Source organism: Mesorhizobium sp. P2_D5 (genome assembly GCF_056404355.1).
Genome location: NZ_JBFUEE010000006.1, coordinates 177,577 through 190,554 on the forward strand (window position 1 = coordinate 177,577; position 12,978 = coordinate 190,554).

19 protein-coding genes and 1 pseudogene are annotated in these 12,978 nt (G+C 59.6%); 13 read left to right on the top strand and 7 right to left on the bottom strand.

From position 1 onward, the window contains the following. Positions 1 to 100: 100 nt before the first annotated feature. Positions 101 to 1,441 (bottom strand): tyrosine-type recombinase/integrase, encoded by a 1,341-nt coding sequence (locus AC1DYW_RS24815; protein ID WP_477227951.1) that lies wholly within the window; start codon positions 1,439 to 1,441, stop codon positions 101 to 103. A gap of 215 nt (positions 1,442 to 1,656) precedes the next feature. Here AC1DYW_RS24815 and AC1DYW_RS24820 point away from each other — a divergent pair, with 215 nt between their 5' ends. The 4 genes from AC1DYW_RS24820 to AC1DYW_RS24835 are packed head-to-tail and all read left to right on the top strand — an operon-like array spanning position 1,657 to position 3,345. After that, positions 1,657 to 1,965, top strand: a complete 309-nt coding sequence (locus tag AC1DYW_RS24820; protein WP_457154669.1) for a hypothetical protein — start codon at positions 1,657 to 1,659, stop codon at positions 1,963 to 1,965. Next, on the top strand, positions 1,962 to 2,291 hold the full coding sequence (locus AC1DYW_RS24825; protein ID WP_477227952.1) for a hypothetical protein: 330 nt from the start codon (positions 1,962 to 1,964) through the stop codon (positions 2,289 to 2,291). The genes AC1DYW_RS24820 and AC1DYW_RS24825 overlap by 4 nt, the downstream gene beginning before the upstream one ends. Further along, complete coding sequence (locus AC1DYW_RS24830) at positions 2,288 to 2,638, top strand: hypothetical protein (protein WP_477227953.1); 351 nt, start codon at positions 2,288 to 2,290, stop codon at positions 2,636 to 2,638. The genes AC1DYW_RS24825 and AC1DYW_RS24830 overlap by 4 nt, the downstream gene beginning before the upstream one ends. Continuing rightward, positions 2,635 to 3,345, top strand: coding sequence for a pentapeptide repeat-containing protein (locus AC1DYW_RS24835; protein WP_095084655.1), 711 nt, complete (start codon positions 2,635 to 2,637; stop codon positions 3,343 to 3,345). The genes AC1DYW_RS24830 and AC1DYW_RS24835 overlap by 4 nt, the downstream gene beginning before the upstream one ends. A 530-nt stretch (positions 3,346 to 3,875) precedes the next feature. Here the strand turns inward: AC1DYW_RS24835 and AC1DYW_RS24840 are convergent. The 3 genes and pseudogenes from AC1DYW_RS24840 to AC1DYW_RS24850 all read right to left on the bottom strand — a co-directional run. Further along, a complete protein-coding gene (locus tag AC1DYW_RS24840) occupies positions 3,876 to 4,070 on the bottom strand; it encodes a hypothetical protein (RefSeq protein WP_095084654.1) in 195 nt (64 codons plus the stop codon). Next, the gene (locus AC1DYW_RS24845) at positions 4,054 to 4,299 is read right to left on the bottom strand and encodes a hypothetical protein (RefSeq protein ID WP_457155054.1); all 246 of its coding nucleotides are present in this window, start codon (positions 4,297 to 4,299) and stop codon (positions 4,054 to 4,056) included. The genes AC1DYW_RS24840 and AC1DYW_RS24845 overlap by 17 nt, the downstream gene beginning before the upstream one ends. Positions 4,300 to 4,533: 234 nt before the next feature. After that, a pseudogene (locus AC1DYW_RS24850) lies at positions 4,534 to 4,762 on the bottom strand (hypothetical protein); the annotation flags it as partial. Between the two features lie 406 nt (positions 4,763 to 5,168). Here AC1DYW_RS24850 and AC1DYW_RS24855 point away from each other — a divergent pair. From AC1DYW_RS24855 to AC1DYW_RS24880, 6 genes are all read left to right on the top strand, one after another. After that, positions 5,169 to 5,624, top strand: a complete 456-nt coding sequence (locus AC1DYW_RS24855; RefSeq protein ID WP_477227954.1) for a hypothetical protein — start codon at positions 5,169 to 5,171, stop codon at positions 5,622 to 5,624. A 134-nt stretch (positions 5,625 to 5,758) separates the two neighbouring features. Next, positions 5,759 to 6,001: a hypothetical protein gene (locus tag AC1DYW_RS24860; RefSeq protein ID WP_477227955.1), complete on the top strand. Its 243-nt coding sequence runs from the start codon at positions 5,759 to 5,761 to the stop codon at positions 5,999 to 6,001. A 175-nt stretch (positions 6,002 to 6,176) separates the two neighbouring features. Further along, entirely contained in the window at positions 6,177 to 6,383 is a 207-nt protein-coding gene (locus AC1DYW_RS24865) for a hypothetical protein (protein WP_457155682.1), read from the top strand. 26 nt (positions 6,384 to 6,409) lie between these two features. Further along, complete coding sequence (locus AC1DYW_RS24870; RefSeq protein WP_095084649.1) at positions 6,410 to 6,589, top strand: hypothetical protein; 180 nt, start codon at positions 6,410 to 6,412, stop codon at positions 6,587 to 6,589. 248 nt (positions 6,590 to 6,837) lie between these two features. After that, positions 6,838 to 8,049: an acyltransferase family protein gene (locus tag AC1DYW_RS24875; RefSeq protein ID WP_477227956.1), complete on the top strand. Its 1,212-nt coding sequence runs from the start codon at positions 6,838 to 6,840 to the stop codon at positions 8,047 to 8,049. A gap of 156 nt (positions 8,050 to 8,205) precedes the next feature. Further along, positions 8,206 to 8,508 (top strand): DUF982 domain-containing protein, encoded by a 303-nt coding sequence (locus AC1DYW_RS24880; RefSeq protein WP_457154663.1) that lies wholly within the window; start codon positions 8,206 to 8,208, stop codon positions 8,506 to 8,508. Positions 8,509 to 8,637: 129 nt separating this feature from the next. On the opposite strand, the gene AC1DYW_RS24885 is transcribed toward AC1DYW_RS24880, so the two are convergent. Then, positions 8,638 to 8,835, bottom strand: coding sequence for a hypothetical protein (locus AC1DYW_RS24885; protein ID WP_477227957.1), 198 nt, complete (start codon positions 8,833 to 8,835; stop codon positions 8,638 to 8,640). A gap of 145 nt (positions 8,836 to 8,980) precedes the next feature. Further along, complete coding sequence (locus tag AC1DYW_RS24890; RefSeq protein ID WP_095084645.1) at positions 8,981 to 9,217, bottom strand: DUF6894 family protein; 237 nt, start codon at positions 9,215 to 9,217, stop codon at positions 8,981 to 8,983. Between the two features lie 221 nt (positions 9,218 to 9,438). Between AC1DYW_RS24890 and AC1DYW_RS24895 the strand changes: the two genes are divergently transcribed. Continuing rightward, positions 9,439 to 10,158 carry a Crp/Fnr family transcriptional regulator gene (locus AC1DYW_RS24895; RefSeq protein ID WP_477227958.1) on the top strand — a complete coding sequence of 240 codons (720 nt, stop codon included), beginning with the start codon at positions 9,439 to 9,441 and terminating at the stop codon, positions 10,156 to 10,158. Between the two features lie 38 nt (positions 10,159 to 10,196). Here the strand turns inward: AC1DYW_RS24895 and AC1DYW_RS24900 are convergent, their stop codons facing one another. Continuing rightward, entirely contained in the window at positions 10,197 to 10,694 is a 498-nt protein-coding gene (locus tag AC1DYW_RS24900; RefSeq protein WP_477227959.1) for a YciE/YciF ferroxidase family protein, read from the bottom strand. Between the two features lie 442 nt (positions 10,695 to 11,136). On the opposite strand from AC1DYW_RS24900, the gene AC1DYW_RS24905 reads away from it, so the two are divergent. Together AC1DYW_RS24905 and kdpA are read left to right on the top strand one after the other, a co-directional pair. Next, the gene (locus AC1DYW_RS24905; protein WP_095084642.1) at positions 11,137 to 11,226 is read left to right on the top strand and encodes a K(+)-transporting ATPase subunit F; all 90 of its coding nucleotides are present in this window, start codon (positions 11,137 to 11,139) and stop codon (positions 11,224 to 11,226) included. Positions 11,227 to 11,260: 34 nt separating this feature from the next. Beyond that, the gene (gene kdpA, locus AC1DYW_RS24910) at positions 11,261 to 12,964 is read left to right on the top strand and encodes a potassium-transporting ATPase subunit KdpA (RefSeq protein WP_477227960.1); all 1,704 of its coding nucleotides are present in this window, start codon (positions 11,261 to 11,263) and stop codon (positions 12,962 to 12,964) included. The last annotated feature ends 14 nt before the right edge of the window (positions 12,965 to 12,978 follow it).

Here is a 12,978-nt window from a genome sequence, read left to right on the forward strand (position 1 = left end):
AACAAAGTATCATTTCAAGCTTGCATGAAGATGGAGTTGCCAGCCGTGCCACAGCCCTAAACCTTCAATTCAACACGTAAGACCGAAAGAGCTTGGGCGGTCAACAGGGGACACGTGCGAGGCCAGCTTCTGGCAGCTTCACGGCCTCCACAAGGGCCTTCTTAGCCTTCTCCGGGTCCTGCCCCGCGTAGCCATGCTGGCTTAGGTCTAGGCTCTTGGCCCGCTCGCTGTCCGTATGTCCAACCACCCACGTGATGGTCCACTCGTCAAAGCCCTCAGCCCCCGCAAGCATGGCATCACGTGCCTTGCGGATGAACCAGCGGCGGAACGAGTGGAAATCCACATTGCTCTTGGCTTTGTCGTTTGGCCTCTCATCAACCCCAACCTTTCGGCGATACCGCGTGAATTGCTTGGCGGCTGGATCGGAACGCGTCTCGCGCGACTTTGGGATGGGCGGCAAGTCGTCAAACAGATAGTCGGTTTCCTTCTTGCCCGCCGTACGACGCTCTACGATCTCTGTAAGACCGCTGTGGATTGGGACGGTACGGCGGGCGTTGTCGGTCTTGCCTGCCCACACGTTGAAAACCTCTTCGCGACAGTCGGAAACTTGAAGTTGGCAAATCTCCTCGATCCGCATTCCGCTGAGCGCCGCCATCGGCATAAGGTCGCGAAGCAACGGGCCGCCGTCGCCGTTAAGCAGGTTGATCATCTCCGCATCTGTAAACGGTCGCTTGCCCCTGTCCGTCTCCGCCTCACGCCGCTGTCTGGGAGCTGAGGGAAACGATTGGCCGGCCCATGGGTTCTCCCCTACCAAGTGCCCCTTGCTAAGAAGCCAAACCCAATACTGCTTTAGGAACCCGAGATAGGCGGTAGCCTTCTGGTGGCCCCTCCCCACCACAAGGGACCCCGAGACAAACTTGCCAGCCTCCACTCTCCGCATCACTTCGAGCGAGACGGGGAGCCGACTATCGCGCAGCCAATCGCCAAGCCAACCCAGCACCCTACGAAAGTCCCCCTCAGACTTGAGCCGGTAGCCTTGGTGTTTGAGGAAGTCGGCTGCATGGTGGTCCAGCGGTGTGGCCAGTCCGCTAGCGAGGGCGAAGAAGGCCTTTGCGCGGTCCAGCCCCTGACTTTCCTCAACCTGCTCGGCGCGAAGCCTTACGGCAAACTGAGTGTCTTCCTCGTCGTTGGACAGTCGGTGCCGGAGAGCTTCAGCCTCCAAGGGGTCACTGGTTGCGAGTGCCTTCTCCGCAGCAGAAATGGCTTCCTTAAGCCGAGACACAATCGGCCACTTACGTGCATCTGCATCTTTGAGGTCGGCGGTGTGGAGGGGGTGAGTTAACTTGCCTCGGCCAATCAAATCCCGCACCCGAGCAGGGACCTTAACGCGGACCCGCCACTGCTGCCCGTGCCATTCAAGATATTGCCGCTGGTTGGCCATTCTGTACCCGGTGCCCCACGTTGGTGCCCCACAGGTGAGTCCTCAAAGCCCAGAAGTCAAGGGATGCAAGGGGTTCAGGGGCCTGGAGGAGAGTGTCCCGCTCTCTCCGCCAGATTTCTCGCATAACAGGCTGATTTTGTAGGGTATTTGTCGACGTCCTTTGCATCCTTCCCAATGCGTTTCCCAAGGAAAATGCAACCGAAGGAGACCGGATTATGCACCGCTTTTCTGACCAGCCTGAAAGCCCAATCCTCGGGAGACTCTCCCGTCGCGCCCTATTTGTTGGAGCAATCGCCTCCGTTCCGGCCATTGCTTCAGCGGCGTCGGCGTCGCCCGTCCTGCCGCGCGAATTGCCGGTCCAGCGGGTCAACCGCCTCGCTCGGGAACTTGCCGAGGCAATGGATGACTGGTTGACCGACATCAGCCACTCTGACCATCCACGTGCCTTGTGGAAGGCACACGTCTGGCCGGCCTCAACTGGCCTCGGCATCTACTATGAAAACCACGATAGGGGCTTGTCATGAACGCGCACAAGCCCATCCTGCAGCCTCTCGGCATGCCGAAGGGTATGGATCCCCGCCAATGGCGCCAGTCGGTCGAGAAGCGCCTCAACGACTTTCGCGCCATGTCGCTGATCACCGCGCTCGATCTCATGGAAGTCGATTGCGACCTGGAGGAGACAGCAGACGACGAGCCGTCGCTCGGCTGCCTCGATGATCTGGAGCTCGACCACTGCGACGACGAGGACGGCGGCGACTTGGAAGGGTCCTGCCCGGGAGACTACGGCGAAACCGTCATGTGGCCCGACGATCTGGAATCTCAGGAAGTGCTTGCGAGGAGCGGCATATGACCCTGCTCGATCCAGGCGCCGTACCACGTGCGATCAAGCCGAGCAACGACATGATCGTTCTGCCGTTCCTCCACGCTTACCGCAACAACTTCGGAATGATCCCTGTGCGCACTCAAGACGATTTCATGCTCGTCTCGCCGTCGCACTACGACCCTGAGCGCTACCCGCCGGGCTTGCATTCAATAGGTCCGACGCCCACCATTTTAGCCCGCTGCCTCAACGGTGGCGGGCTTTTCATTTGGCGGTGGGGACTAGCGGGATTAGCGGGCAAAATGCCGTCGCTTTCGAGTGTCAGCAGATATGGTAAGGTTGATTGTCGGCGAGTAGCAGAGGTCCAGCAACAATGACTTTGAGACGAACCAGAGCTTACGGCGCATCCGGCTTGGTTCTAGCGGTTTGCATTGTATTTGCTTGGCAGAACGCCACTGCCGCTCAAAATTGCGACGCAGCCGCGACGCCTGGCGTCAATTGGCAGGACTGTGACAAAAAGCTTCTCATCCTAACAGGAGAGGACCTGAGCGGGGCGAACCTGTTCGGTGTTGATTTCACGTCGACCGACCTCAGGAACAGCAATCTCCTTGCGGCGAATTTTGAGAAGGCAACGCTTGTGCGTGCTTCCCTGGCCGACTCGACCGCCAAAGGCGCCCGGTTCGACAAAATCGAGGCCTACAGGACCGACTTCAGCCGTATGGACGCGCAGGGCGCTGTGTTTACGAGCGCGGAAGTGCAGCGCTCGAATTTCCAGGACGCCAATCTGACCAATGTTGATTTCACAAAGGCGGAATTGGGGCGAGCGCAGTTCCATGACGCCAATATCAGCGGCAGCCGCTTTTCGTTTGCCAATCTCGCGCGGGCGGACTTCCGAGGAGCGACGTTCACCGCGCCGATAGACTTTGACCGCGCTTTTTTCTTTCAGACCCGTATCGAGGGCCTCGATCTTTCCAATTCGGCGGGTCTGTCCCAGTGGCAGCTCAACATGGCTTGCGGAGACGCCCGGACCGAGTTGCCTTCTGGCTTGACGAGGCCTGAAGATTGGCCCTGTAGCGAGCCATAGGCTCGGCGCCGTGTCGCTGCCGGGGCTGAAATCGTCATGCGCCCTTGCGGGGGCGAAGCTTGCTAAACCCGTGTCTTGCGGGAGACGCCATATTCAATCAAGCGATCGCGCATTTCATTCAGAGCTCTTGCATATGGCGTCTATCTGCTGTTTCGCTAGGGTTGTCCGGCGGCGGCGCCGGGGTGCGGCCTAATAAGGCTTAGGCTCAAGTTCAGGAGGCGGCGCGTTCGGGTCGGGGCAATCAGACGATTGCTCACACGGAGAGGGCCTATCGCCAACGCCGCCATAGCGTTCCACAAGTTTTGCGAATCCGTAGGCGAAGGCGGACAGAAGCGCCAGGATAACCACTATTCGGACGGCCATACGGGATTGTAGCAGGTCATCCCGCATCCCTCAGATATTCCTCTCGATATGAGCCTCGATCGGATTTGGGCGCCGTAGTTCAAATCTTTTAGCTGCCATAAATGTCAGCACGATAGCGGCAGCTATCGTTGCAATCACGGTGGCGGTGCTGGCTAGACTTCTCACCATCACTCAAAGCCTACCGCCCGCTTCGGCTTCGGCGTGATTTCCTCGATCCGCGCCTTAACGTCGTCCTGGGCCATCGCCTGTTCTAGCGCCTCTGCTTCGGCCTTGTCCTTGGTGGTCAGCACTGTCCGCCAATGCGGCTTCTCAAACACGCCAACGATGTAAGTGGTCCTTTCGGGCTCAGGTCCGGCTGGCATACTTCACCTTGCCCCACTGGCTGCATTGAGGACACAAAGGACGGAAATAGGCCAGCTTGTCGCCGGGAATATTTCCGCAACTGGTGATCGTCAGGCTGCCGCCATTGAACCCCTCCAGGCTGTAGGATTCCCAGGTCCCGCTGAGGGGCTGATGGTCTTCTCGTAGTTTCAGATAACCGGTGCGACCGCATTCGCACACCAGCTTTTCCCGTAAAACAGTTGAGAGCACTTGGGACTGCCTTCCACGATTCGGCAAACAAGCCCGACCGTCCGTGCGACCCGTTCTTGATACGATGGCCGGTGCGGCCTTGGGGCTATCTTGGGGATGCGAAAGCCGCACCGGTCACTGCGGGAAGGGGTTGCGTTCCCCGCGCTGCCAAAACTATGGGCATATTAGAAACTTCGCAATTAAGCCTATTGGCGGGACTAAGACTGAAGTCCCAGCCCGCGCGCTACTCAGCCGGGGGCATCGCACCGGACCCATCACATTCCATGGGATAAACTCGACTTCCTTCCCGTCACTTCCCGAACGGCCTTCAACAGCCCCTCATGCAAGACACGCGTAGCGCGGTAGTGCTCGCAGTGTGGCGATATGAACGGCTTCACGATGCTCCAATGCAGCGCTTCCGCTGCCACGAGAAAGCGCTCGATTTCAGCCTGCGATAATGCTTGGCCGGTTTCGATCTAGCCATTGGCGAACTCCGTTTGAAGGGTCGCTGCAACGAAGGGATGGCAAGTGCCGAAATGTGCAACGATGCTCAATCGCGTGCGTCTTCGGGACGGTTGACCCCGGCGCCGATCACGGTCAACCTCTGGCAATTCGGGCATCGTAAAAGGTCGGAAAATGAGGCGCAGACATGAATCGATGCTCGTTATGAGAACCGCGATTGCTCTGCTCTCCTGCCTGGCCATTTCGGCCTGCGGTATGGCCAAAGCCGCGAGGGAAACCGGGCAGACGTTCGACAAGTATGGGTGCCTTGCTCGTGACTTCAAAGGCCAACCGCCTTGCAAACCTGAAACTGCAGCAGCGCCCTGACGAGGCAAGCGCCATGCATTGGTGAGCCATTTTCGGGCACGGACAACCGAGGAAACCTCCGCATGGCCAAGCTCGGAAGGGCCTATGAACAAGTCGTTGCCGACGTGGCGAAGCAGTTCGATCCTTCCGCCGAGGTGAAGGTCGGCGAGTGGGTAAAAGGGCCGGATGGCCTTAGAGAGGTCGACGTACTGATCACAGGCACCGTGGACGGCGTGACGAGGCAGATCCTGATCGATGCTGCCGATTCAAAGCGTCGCGATCTTGCCGCGGATGTCACCTTGATATGCAGCAACGCGGGCTTTTCGAAGGACGCCATGCGAAAGGCAGGTCGGGTGGGAATCGGCTTGATCGGAGTTATGAGAGAGCCCGACCCTAGGATTCGCTATAAGGTGTTCGACGAGAAACGATTTCCGGTCATTCTAGAGCGCTTTAGCCTAGACATAGTGCCCATTTTCATCGTTCGTGGCCCGCCACCATCATTCGACGACGCGTTGAAATCGCTGGTGATTTCTGACTAGCTTAGGTCTCCCTGCTTCTTTCCCTGCTTGGCTGGCCTGCTCAAGCAGAAAAGTCCACACCGTAAGGGAGTGGGCCAATCTGAACGAAAATCACAAGCCGGAGGAACCAGGAGCGGGGTGGAGCGTTTCCTCGCGTGCTCAAGAAAATCGCCCTAGCTACCGTCCTGATCCAGGTCGCCGCCGTTGCGGCGCTCATAACTCAGACAGTGCTCTTCACCTCAACCACCGCTACCCAAGCCGCGAACGTGCAGCCTGGCGAAACTGTTGCAGTCACAGGGAAAGAATGCGCTGAGGCGACGTGGCCAGATATTCCGGAACATTGCCTGAAACGAACCAAGGCAAGAGTGCGCACGCTCGTCCTGAGCGCAGGGCAATAGAAAAGCCCGCCATCGTGGTCTCACTGTCATGGGGGAAGAGATCTCCGTTGCAGGGTTCGTGGTAACCAAGACTCTATTCGTGATCTCGGTGCCAGGCCTCAACGGGGGAACGATCTGCTCCGTCATGAGTTAGCACTTCATGATGTACACCCCGGAGCACAGTGGACGCGGCGCAATGGCCGATCTCATGATCTTGGAACTGGCCAAGGCCAGACAGCGCGTCAAGCGGGCGGAGTCCGCCCTCAGGCGCGCCAAGGAAATGCTGGATGAAGACTGCGGAGTCGGGATCAATCTCGCGCTCTGCGGCAGAATACGGGCCGCTCAGCGGCGTGTGATCGAGGCCCGAGAGCGCCTGACGAAGATCGATCCACCGGCATCGTAGTGCTCCATGATTTTGGGATTGTTGCCATGATGATCGCGACCTTCAACCTTGAAACCGCGAGAAACGGCGACGTATATCGCGCCGCAAGGCTTGCGATGCTGACGCAGCAGGTGATGCGGCACATCGAGCGCACGGACGCCTCGGCGCAGAAAGTCGAGCAAGTGCTGGCCACATTGGCTGAAGCAAACGCGCTCGTGCGGCGATAGGGCCACACGTCAAGCGCAATCGGCCAACGCCTCCAGAATCCCCGATCCCGGTTGTCGTTGCGCTCGATGGCTTCGGTCAGGCAGGTCAGCGATTGTCCGGCTAGCCGCAGCGGGAAGCATCACGCGGATCGTGGCGAACGCTTGTGCCGGCGCTGGGCAAGGTTGCATAGTCCAACAGGGACTCAGCAGGCTGTGCGCATCGGCTCGGAGCAATCGTGATTGGACTTTATGATCTCTGGCCCGCCTTTGTGGTCGTCGCGCTGCTTTGGCCGCTAGCAGGCTTGCCGCTGTTTCAGCGTGTCGGCTTCGAAGCGACCGCGGCCAGGGTCCGGGCGATCGACGGAATGCGTGGCTATCTGGCGCTTGCCGTCGCACTCCACCACGCCGTCATCTACCATGAATTCCTGACGACCGGCACATGGAAGTATCCGCCCTCCGCTTTCTACGGCCTGTTGGGACAAATGGGGGTGTCCTTCTTCTTCATCATCTCCGCCTATCTGTTTTGGGGGAAACTGCTATCGGCAAAGGCCTCCGTGGATTTTCCGACCCTGTTGCTCAAGCGGGCTTTCAGGATCGGGCCGCTCTACATTTTGGCCGTCGGCGTGGCGATGGCCTTGGAGGTCGTTGACGGCCGGATCGATTATTCGACCTTCGCAACCTACGAGCGGGCATTTTTCAATCTGCTGTTTGGTGTCTTTGGCTATATCCCGCTTTCGAGTGCCCGCGTCTGCGTCTTGGCCTGCGTAACCTGGACCTTGCCCTATGAATGGCTGTTCTATTTCAGCCTGCCGATCGCAGCCATATTCAGCCGGCACCCGGTTACCCGCATAGGATTGCCGGCCGTTCTGCTGGCTTTTTCCATTGTCATGTCAATGAGTGGAGGCAGCGGCGCCTACAGCTATCTGGGACTTTTCGCAGGGGGCATGTTGTGCGCGACGCTTGAAGCAAACGCGCTGCTGGTGAAGGTGCACCGGCACGTCCTGTCCGCCATCGCCCTGGCGCTGCTGGTGTATGTTTTTGCCACCTATAGGGTTGCTTACGCGCCGGGACCGATGCTGCTGTGCACCGGTGCCTTCTTCCTGATCGTCTCGGGCGCCGATTTCTTTGGCCTTCTGACTGCCAACCGTTCAGTGCGACTGGGCGAGATCAGCTATGGCATCTTTCTCTTGCAGGGGCTTGCCTTCGTCGCGATATTTTCCATCGCGCCCGTGCGGACCTTCGCCCTGGACAACGCCACCCAGTATTGGCTTGTGATCGTGATGGCGATGGTGCTTCTGCTCCTCATGGCGCTGGTCGCGCACCTTTTTGTTGAAAAGCCCGGCGTCTCGCTGGGAAACAGGCTTGCGGCAGTTCTTCGCCTGTCGAAGCAGCGTGAGACACGCGAGGCTCCAGTCGCGAGTGAAGCAAGGTCCTGGCGGATGCCGACCAGCCTCACACGACAATCCGCCGATCGCTCATAGCGCTTGTGCGGGCATCGCGATCCAAGGATGACCGCCGCCTTCATATAAAAGCGCACGGTCTGGAACCTCCTGCCACGCGGCGCGTTTCACCGCGTCCCGTTCGTGGACCAGCCCGGATATCTCTCCTGGCGCTGCGATAAATCAGGAGCCCGTTTCATGCACGACAAGCTGTTTCATTCACCGGTCGCACTGACCGTCGGCCTTGGCTTCAAGCGCGAGATTGCCTCGCTGGCCGAAATGCACGATTTCCTGACCAATTGGACGACTTCCCGCCGCGGCCCGCTTTATCGCAACGCGATGAAGGCATGTGATCTCGCGGTTCCGGGTTATGTGACCATCGAGCAGGCGCGCCGTGCGCTGGTCGAATTTGCCCAGGCTTCCGGCATCCTGTGGCCGGATCTCGAGCCGACCGCGGGTGTGCACGCAGTTGCCCGTGGTTATGGCGGTTACGCCGCCTGACGCGACCTCCCATCCTGGTGGCTAGTCTACACCAGCCATCGCAGGAAGCCCGGCTCGACCCAGCCGGGCTTTCGCTTTTTTACGAGCTATAGGAAATCACAGATGCGGGCTGTGTATGTTGAGCGACAATTATTGCGTCGAACGTGCGCGTCGCCGTGGCGGCTTGGGGCCTGCCGACGCCGGCTCGTCCGCCGACTGCGCGGCAAGGCGCAGAGCTCTCAGCCTGGCCGTCTTTTCCTCTCGCGCCGCTCGCTCGGCGGCGGTCACGATCAGCGACTCATGCTTGGCGCGTTCGTCGCGCTCCGTATCGACTTTCGCGCGATTCATATGTCGGTCCTTCCGCTGCTGGGACGTCGGTTTCGGAACCGTTGTCACCTCAATCAGTCTCCGCATGGTGCAGCGGTGCGGCGGCGGTGACGATTACAAATGATGACCAGTGGAATCTTTCGGTCCGAGCCTTGGGCCGAGGCTCTCAGTCACACCACCCCGACGAGACGACCAGCGATGCTTCGAAGACATGGCGCCCGCTCTCGTCCCGCACTTTCACGGTGATGACCGTGCGATCGTTCTCGATCATCTCGTCGCGGACGATGTCGGGCAGTATGCGAATCGCCTCTCGCCGCAGGCGTTCGCGCGTTTCGAACACCTGCCCGTCATCGTCGACCGTCAGACCATCACCATTGTAGAGGTCGAGGTAGTATCTGGGCATGATGCGCTGGACCTCCTGGTGATGACGTGCGCGAGAGATTCAACCGACAATTCACGGACCGAACTGTTGTTCCACCTGAGGTGGCGTTTGCCGGTGAATAAGTGCACTCTAACAAATGTTAATGCCTGGCCCCGTCCGAAGACCTAGTGCTTCCGCAGCCGCCCCATGCTTGCGCCAAACGAATTGGCGATCGGCTCTGAGCCCCTTCGCTGGAGATAGCGGTGCTTGAATCCCTTTATCTGAACCTTGGCCAACACGACGCGCTCTCCGACGGCGAGAAAGCGTTGCTGGCCGGTGCCATGACCTTCGAAAGGCATTTTGCGACCGGACAGGACATTGTCGCCTCGGGATCGCGGCCGACTTACTCGACTTTGATCCTCGACGGCCTGGCGGCACGCTACAAGGTGCTGGAGAATGGCGGCCGACAGTTCACCTCATTGCAGGTGCCTGGCGACTTCGTCGATCTCCACGCTTTCCTGCTGAAGACTATGGATCACGGCATCGTTGCCCTGTCGCCTTGTCATGTCATGTTCGCCGATCACAGCCGGCTGCGTGCCATCACCGAGGAGGCACCGCATCTGACCCGGCTGTTGTGGCTGGACACGCTGGTTGATGGCGCCATTCACCGCGAGTGGATCGTGGCGATGGGACGCCGCTCCAAGACCTCGCATCTGGCCCATCTCGTCTGTGAACTTTTCGTGCGCTTGCAGGTGGTGCAACGCACCAACGGCATGAGCTTTCATCTGCCGCTTTCACAGGCCGAACTGGCCGACGTGCTTGGCCTCTCGGTTGTGCATATGAACCGCGTTATCGGCGCCTTGCGCAAGGTCGGCGTCGTCAACTGGGCGAACCACACGGTGACCATTCTCGACTGGCACCGGCTGCAGGAAATAGCCGAGTTCGACCCGACCTATCTCAGCATGATGCGGGAACCGCGCTAGCTCGTTCCTGGCGCGGCTCACCGATCATGAGTTTTGGGTTACGCCGCTTCGGCTGCAACGTTCACAGCCGATACCGCGATCTGCGTCAGGGCTTCGTCGGTGGCCTTCTCCTCCTTCAGCGTGGCTTCGAGAAGCGTCACCGCATCATTCAGGCCGAGTTCGCCGGCCCAGGTCCTAAGCGTGCCATAGCGCGAAATCTCGTAGTGTTCGACCGCTTGCGCTGCCGCGAGAAGGCCGGCGTCGAGCGCCGGAGATTCCTTGTATTCCTCCATGATCTCGGCGCCTTCCTCGGTGATGCCCATGATGGCCGCACACGTCTTGCCGACCGCCTTCTTGCCGATGACGCCGAAGACCTTCTCCAGCCTTGCGACATGGCCCTCGGTCTCGGTGCGATGCTTTTCGAAGGCCGCTCTCAGGTCGGCGCTTTGCGCGGCCTTGGCCATTTTCGGCAGCGTCGCCAGGATCTTCTTCTCGGCGAAATAGATGTCCTTCAGGGTGTCGTGAAACAGATCGTCGAGCATTTTCTGCTTTGCCATGGTCGTCTCCTGTGGTGAGCCCTCAGGTCGACAATCTCGCATTGGAAGTTTTGTTCCGCTCGTTCCGGCAATGACGTCCCCAGCGACCCAAATTTGTTGGCCCGGGGCCGGCCATGAGTCGGGCGAAAAACCTTTATAAAATTCCTATTTCTTTCCTTCCCGCCCCGTCTCGAACCTTTATGGCGATCGGGTCCATATTCCGCCTTGAGCAAAAGTTGGCGCCGTCACACCTGAAGTATGGCGGGCCGCTTTTTACGCAATCGCCGACCTGTTTACGCAATCGCCGACCTGCCTGTGGCAGGCGCTACGGTCGAAAGTAGAAGATCGGAAGCAAGGAACAAGCACAATGGACATCGTCGTTCTCGGGATCGGGATTTTGTTTTTTGCCCTGTCCTTCGCCTACATCAAAGCCTGTGACATTCTCTAACGCGAGGATCGCGAAATGCTCGTCGACTATATTCTCGGTGGCAGCGTGACGCTGTTCCTGCTCGTCTACCTGACATACGCCCTCGTTCGTCCAGAACGCTTCTGACGGCAATAGACGCAAGGTCCGGAAAGCTACAATCATGACACTCAACGGATGGCTACAGATCCTCGTCTACTGCGGGATCGTCGTTTTGCTGGTGAAGCCGCTCGGCGGCTACATGTACCGCGTCTTCAACGGCGACCGGACATTTCTTTCGCCGGTTCTAGGCCCGATTGAACGCGGGCTCTATCGCATCGCCGGCACCAGTGAACGCGAGGAGCAACACTGGACCGCCTATGCGGCAGGCATCATGCTCTTCAGCGTTGCCAGCTTCCTGGTGCTTTACGTTCTGCAGCGGCTGCAAGGCGTCCTGCCTTACAATCCCGCGGGCATGACCGCTGTCGAACCCAACCTTGCCTTCAACACCGCCGTCAGCTTCGTGAGCAACACCAACTGGCAGAACTATGGTGGCGAGAGCACGATGTCCTACCTCGTGCAGATGGCTGGCCTCACCGTGCAGAACTTCCTGTCGGCGGCGGTCGGCATCGCCATCGCGGTCGCGCTGATCCGTGGTTTCGCCCGTGCTTCGGCCAAGTCCATCGGCAATTTCTGGGTCGATATGACCCGCTGCACCCTCTATGTGCTGTTGCCGCTCTGCATCGTCCTGACCCTTGTCTACGTCTATCTCGGCATGCCGCAGACGCTCGGCCCGTACGTCAACGCCACCACGCTTGAAGGCGCGCAGCAGACGATCGCGGTCGGTCCGGTCGCCTCGCAGGTGGCCATCAAGATGCTCGGCACCAATGGCGGTGGCTTTTTCAACGCCAATGCCGCGCACCCGTTTGAAAATCCCGACGCGATCTCCAATCTGATCCAGATGGTGACGATCTTCGCACTCGGTGCTGCCCTGACCAACGTCTTCGGCCGCATGGTCGGCAACCAGCGCCAGGGCTGGGCGATCCTGGCCACGATGGGCGTCCTGTTCATCGCCGGTGTCGCCGTCTGCTACTGGGCGGAAGCTGGCGGCAATCCGCTGGTGCACGCGCTTGGCATCGACGGCGGCAACATGGAAGGCAAGGAGACGCGCTTCGGCATCGCCATGTCGGCCCTGTTTGCAGTCGTCACCACCGCCGCATCCTGCGGCGCGGTCAATGCCATGCACGACAGCTTCACGGCACTCGGCGGCTTCATCCCGATGATCAACATGCAGCTCGGCGAAGTCATCGTCGGCGGCGTCGGTGCCGGCTTCTACGGCATCCTGATGTTCATCGTCGTCGCCGTCTTCGTTGCCGGACTGATGGTTGGCCGCACGCCCGAATATCTCGGCAAGAAGATCGAAGCCAAGGAAGTCAAGATGGCGATGCTGGCCATCCTCTGCCTGCCGCTGGCGATGCTGGTCTTCACGGCCATCGCCGTGGTCCTGCCGAGCGCTGTGGCATCCATCGCCAATGGCGGGCCGCATGGCTTCTCCGAGATACTCTACGCCTATACCTCGGCGGCAGCGAACAACGGCTCGGCCTTTGGCGGCCTCAGCGGCAACACGCCCTGGTACAACATCACGCTCGGCATCACCATGCTGATGGGACGTTTCCTGGTCATCATTCCGGCGCTGGCCATTGCCGGCTCGCTGGTGGCCAAGAAGACGGTCCCGGCCTCGGCGGGCACGTTCCCGACCGATGGCCCGCTGTTCGTCGGCCTGCTGGTTGGCGTCATCCTGATCGTCGTCGGCCTGACCTTCTTCCCGGCACTGGCGATCGGGCCGATCGTCGAACACCTGGCAATGATCCATGGGCAGACATTCTGATGCCGCCCCGTCTT

Excerpts from the sequence above, each read along its gene's own strand:
- AC1DYW_RS24865 (WP_457155682.1), top strand. The coding sequence starts at position 6,177 with ATGGCCGATCTCATGATCTTGGAACTGGCCAAGGCCAGACAGCGCGTC.
- AC1DYW_RS24855 (WP_477227954.1), top strand. The coding sequence starts at position 5,169 with ATGGCCAAGCTCGGAAGGGCCTATGAACAAGTCGTTGCCGACGTGGCG.
- AC1DYW_RS24840 (WP_095084654.1), bottom strand. The coding sequence starts at position 4,070 with ATGCCAGCCGGACCTGAGCCCGAAAGGACCACTTACATCGTTGGCGTG.
- AC1DYW_RS24880 (WP_457154663.1), top strand. The coding sequence starts at position 8,206 with ATGCACGACAAGCTGTTTCATTCACCGGTCGCACTGACCGTCGGCCTT.
- AC1DYW_RS24885 (WP_477227957.1), bottom strand. The coding sequence starts at position 8,835 with ATGAATCGCGCGAAAGTCGATACGGAGCGCGACGAACGCGCCAAGCAT.
- AC1DYW_RS24825 (WP_477227952.1), top strand. The coding sequence starts at position 1,962 with ATGAACGCGCACAAGCCCATCCTGCAGCCTCTCGGCATGCCGAAGGGT.
- AC1DYW_RS24835 (WP_095084655.1), top strand. The coding sequence starts at position 2,635 with ATGACTTTGAGACGAACCAGAGCTTACGGCGCATCCGGCTTGGTTCTA.
- AC1DYW_RS24905 (WP_095084642.1), top strand. The coding sequence starts at position 11,137 with ATGCTCGTCGACTATATTCTCGGTGGCAGCGTGACGCTGTTCCTGCTC.
- kdpA (WP_477227960.1), top strand. The coding sequence starts at position 11,261 with ATGACACTCAACGGATGGCTACAGATCCTCGTCTACTGCGGGATCGTC.
- AC1DYW_RS24820 (WP_457154669.1), top strand. The coding sequence starts at position 1,657 with ATGCACCGCTTTTCTGACCAGCCTGAAAGCCCAATCCTCGGGAGACTC.
- AC1DYW_RS24900 (WP_477227959.1), bottom strand. The coding sequence starts at position 10,694 with ATGGCAAAGCAGAAAATGCTCGACGATCTGTTTCACGACACCCTGAAG.
- AC1DYW_RS24890 (WP_095084645.1), bottom strand. The coding sequence starts at position 9,217 with ATGCCCAGATACTACCTCGACCTCTACAATGGTGATGGTCTGACGGTC.
- AC1DYW_RS24870 (WP_095084649.1), top strand. The coding sequence starts at position 6,410 with ATGATGATCGCGACCTTCAACCTTGAAACCGCGAGAAACGGCGACGTA.
- AC1DYW_RS24830 (WP_477227953.1), top strand. The coding sequence starts at position 2,288 with ATGACCCTGCTCGATCCAGGCGCCGTACCACGTGCGATCAAGCCGAGC.
- AC1DYW_RS24815 (WP_477227951.1), bottom strand. The coding sequence starts at position 1,441 with ATGGCCAACCAGCGGCAATATCTTGAATGGCACGGGCAGCAGTGGCGG.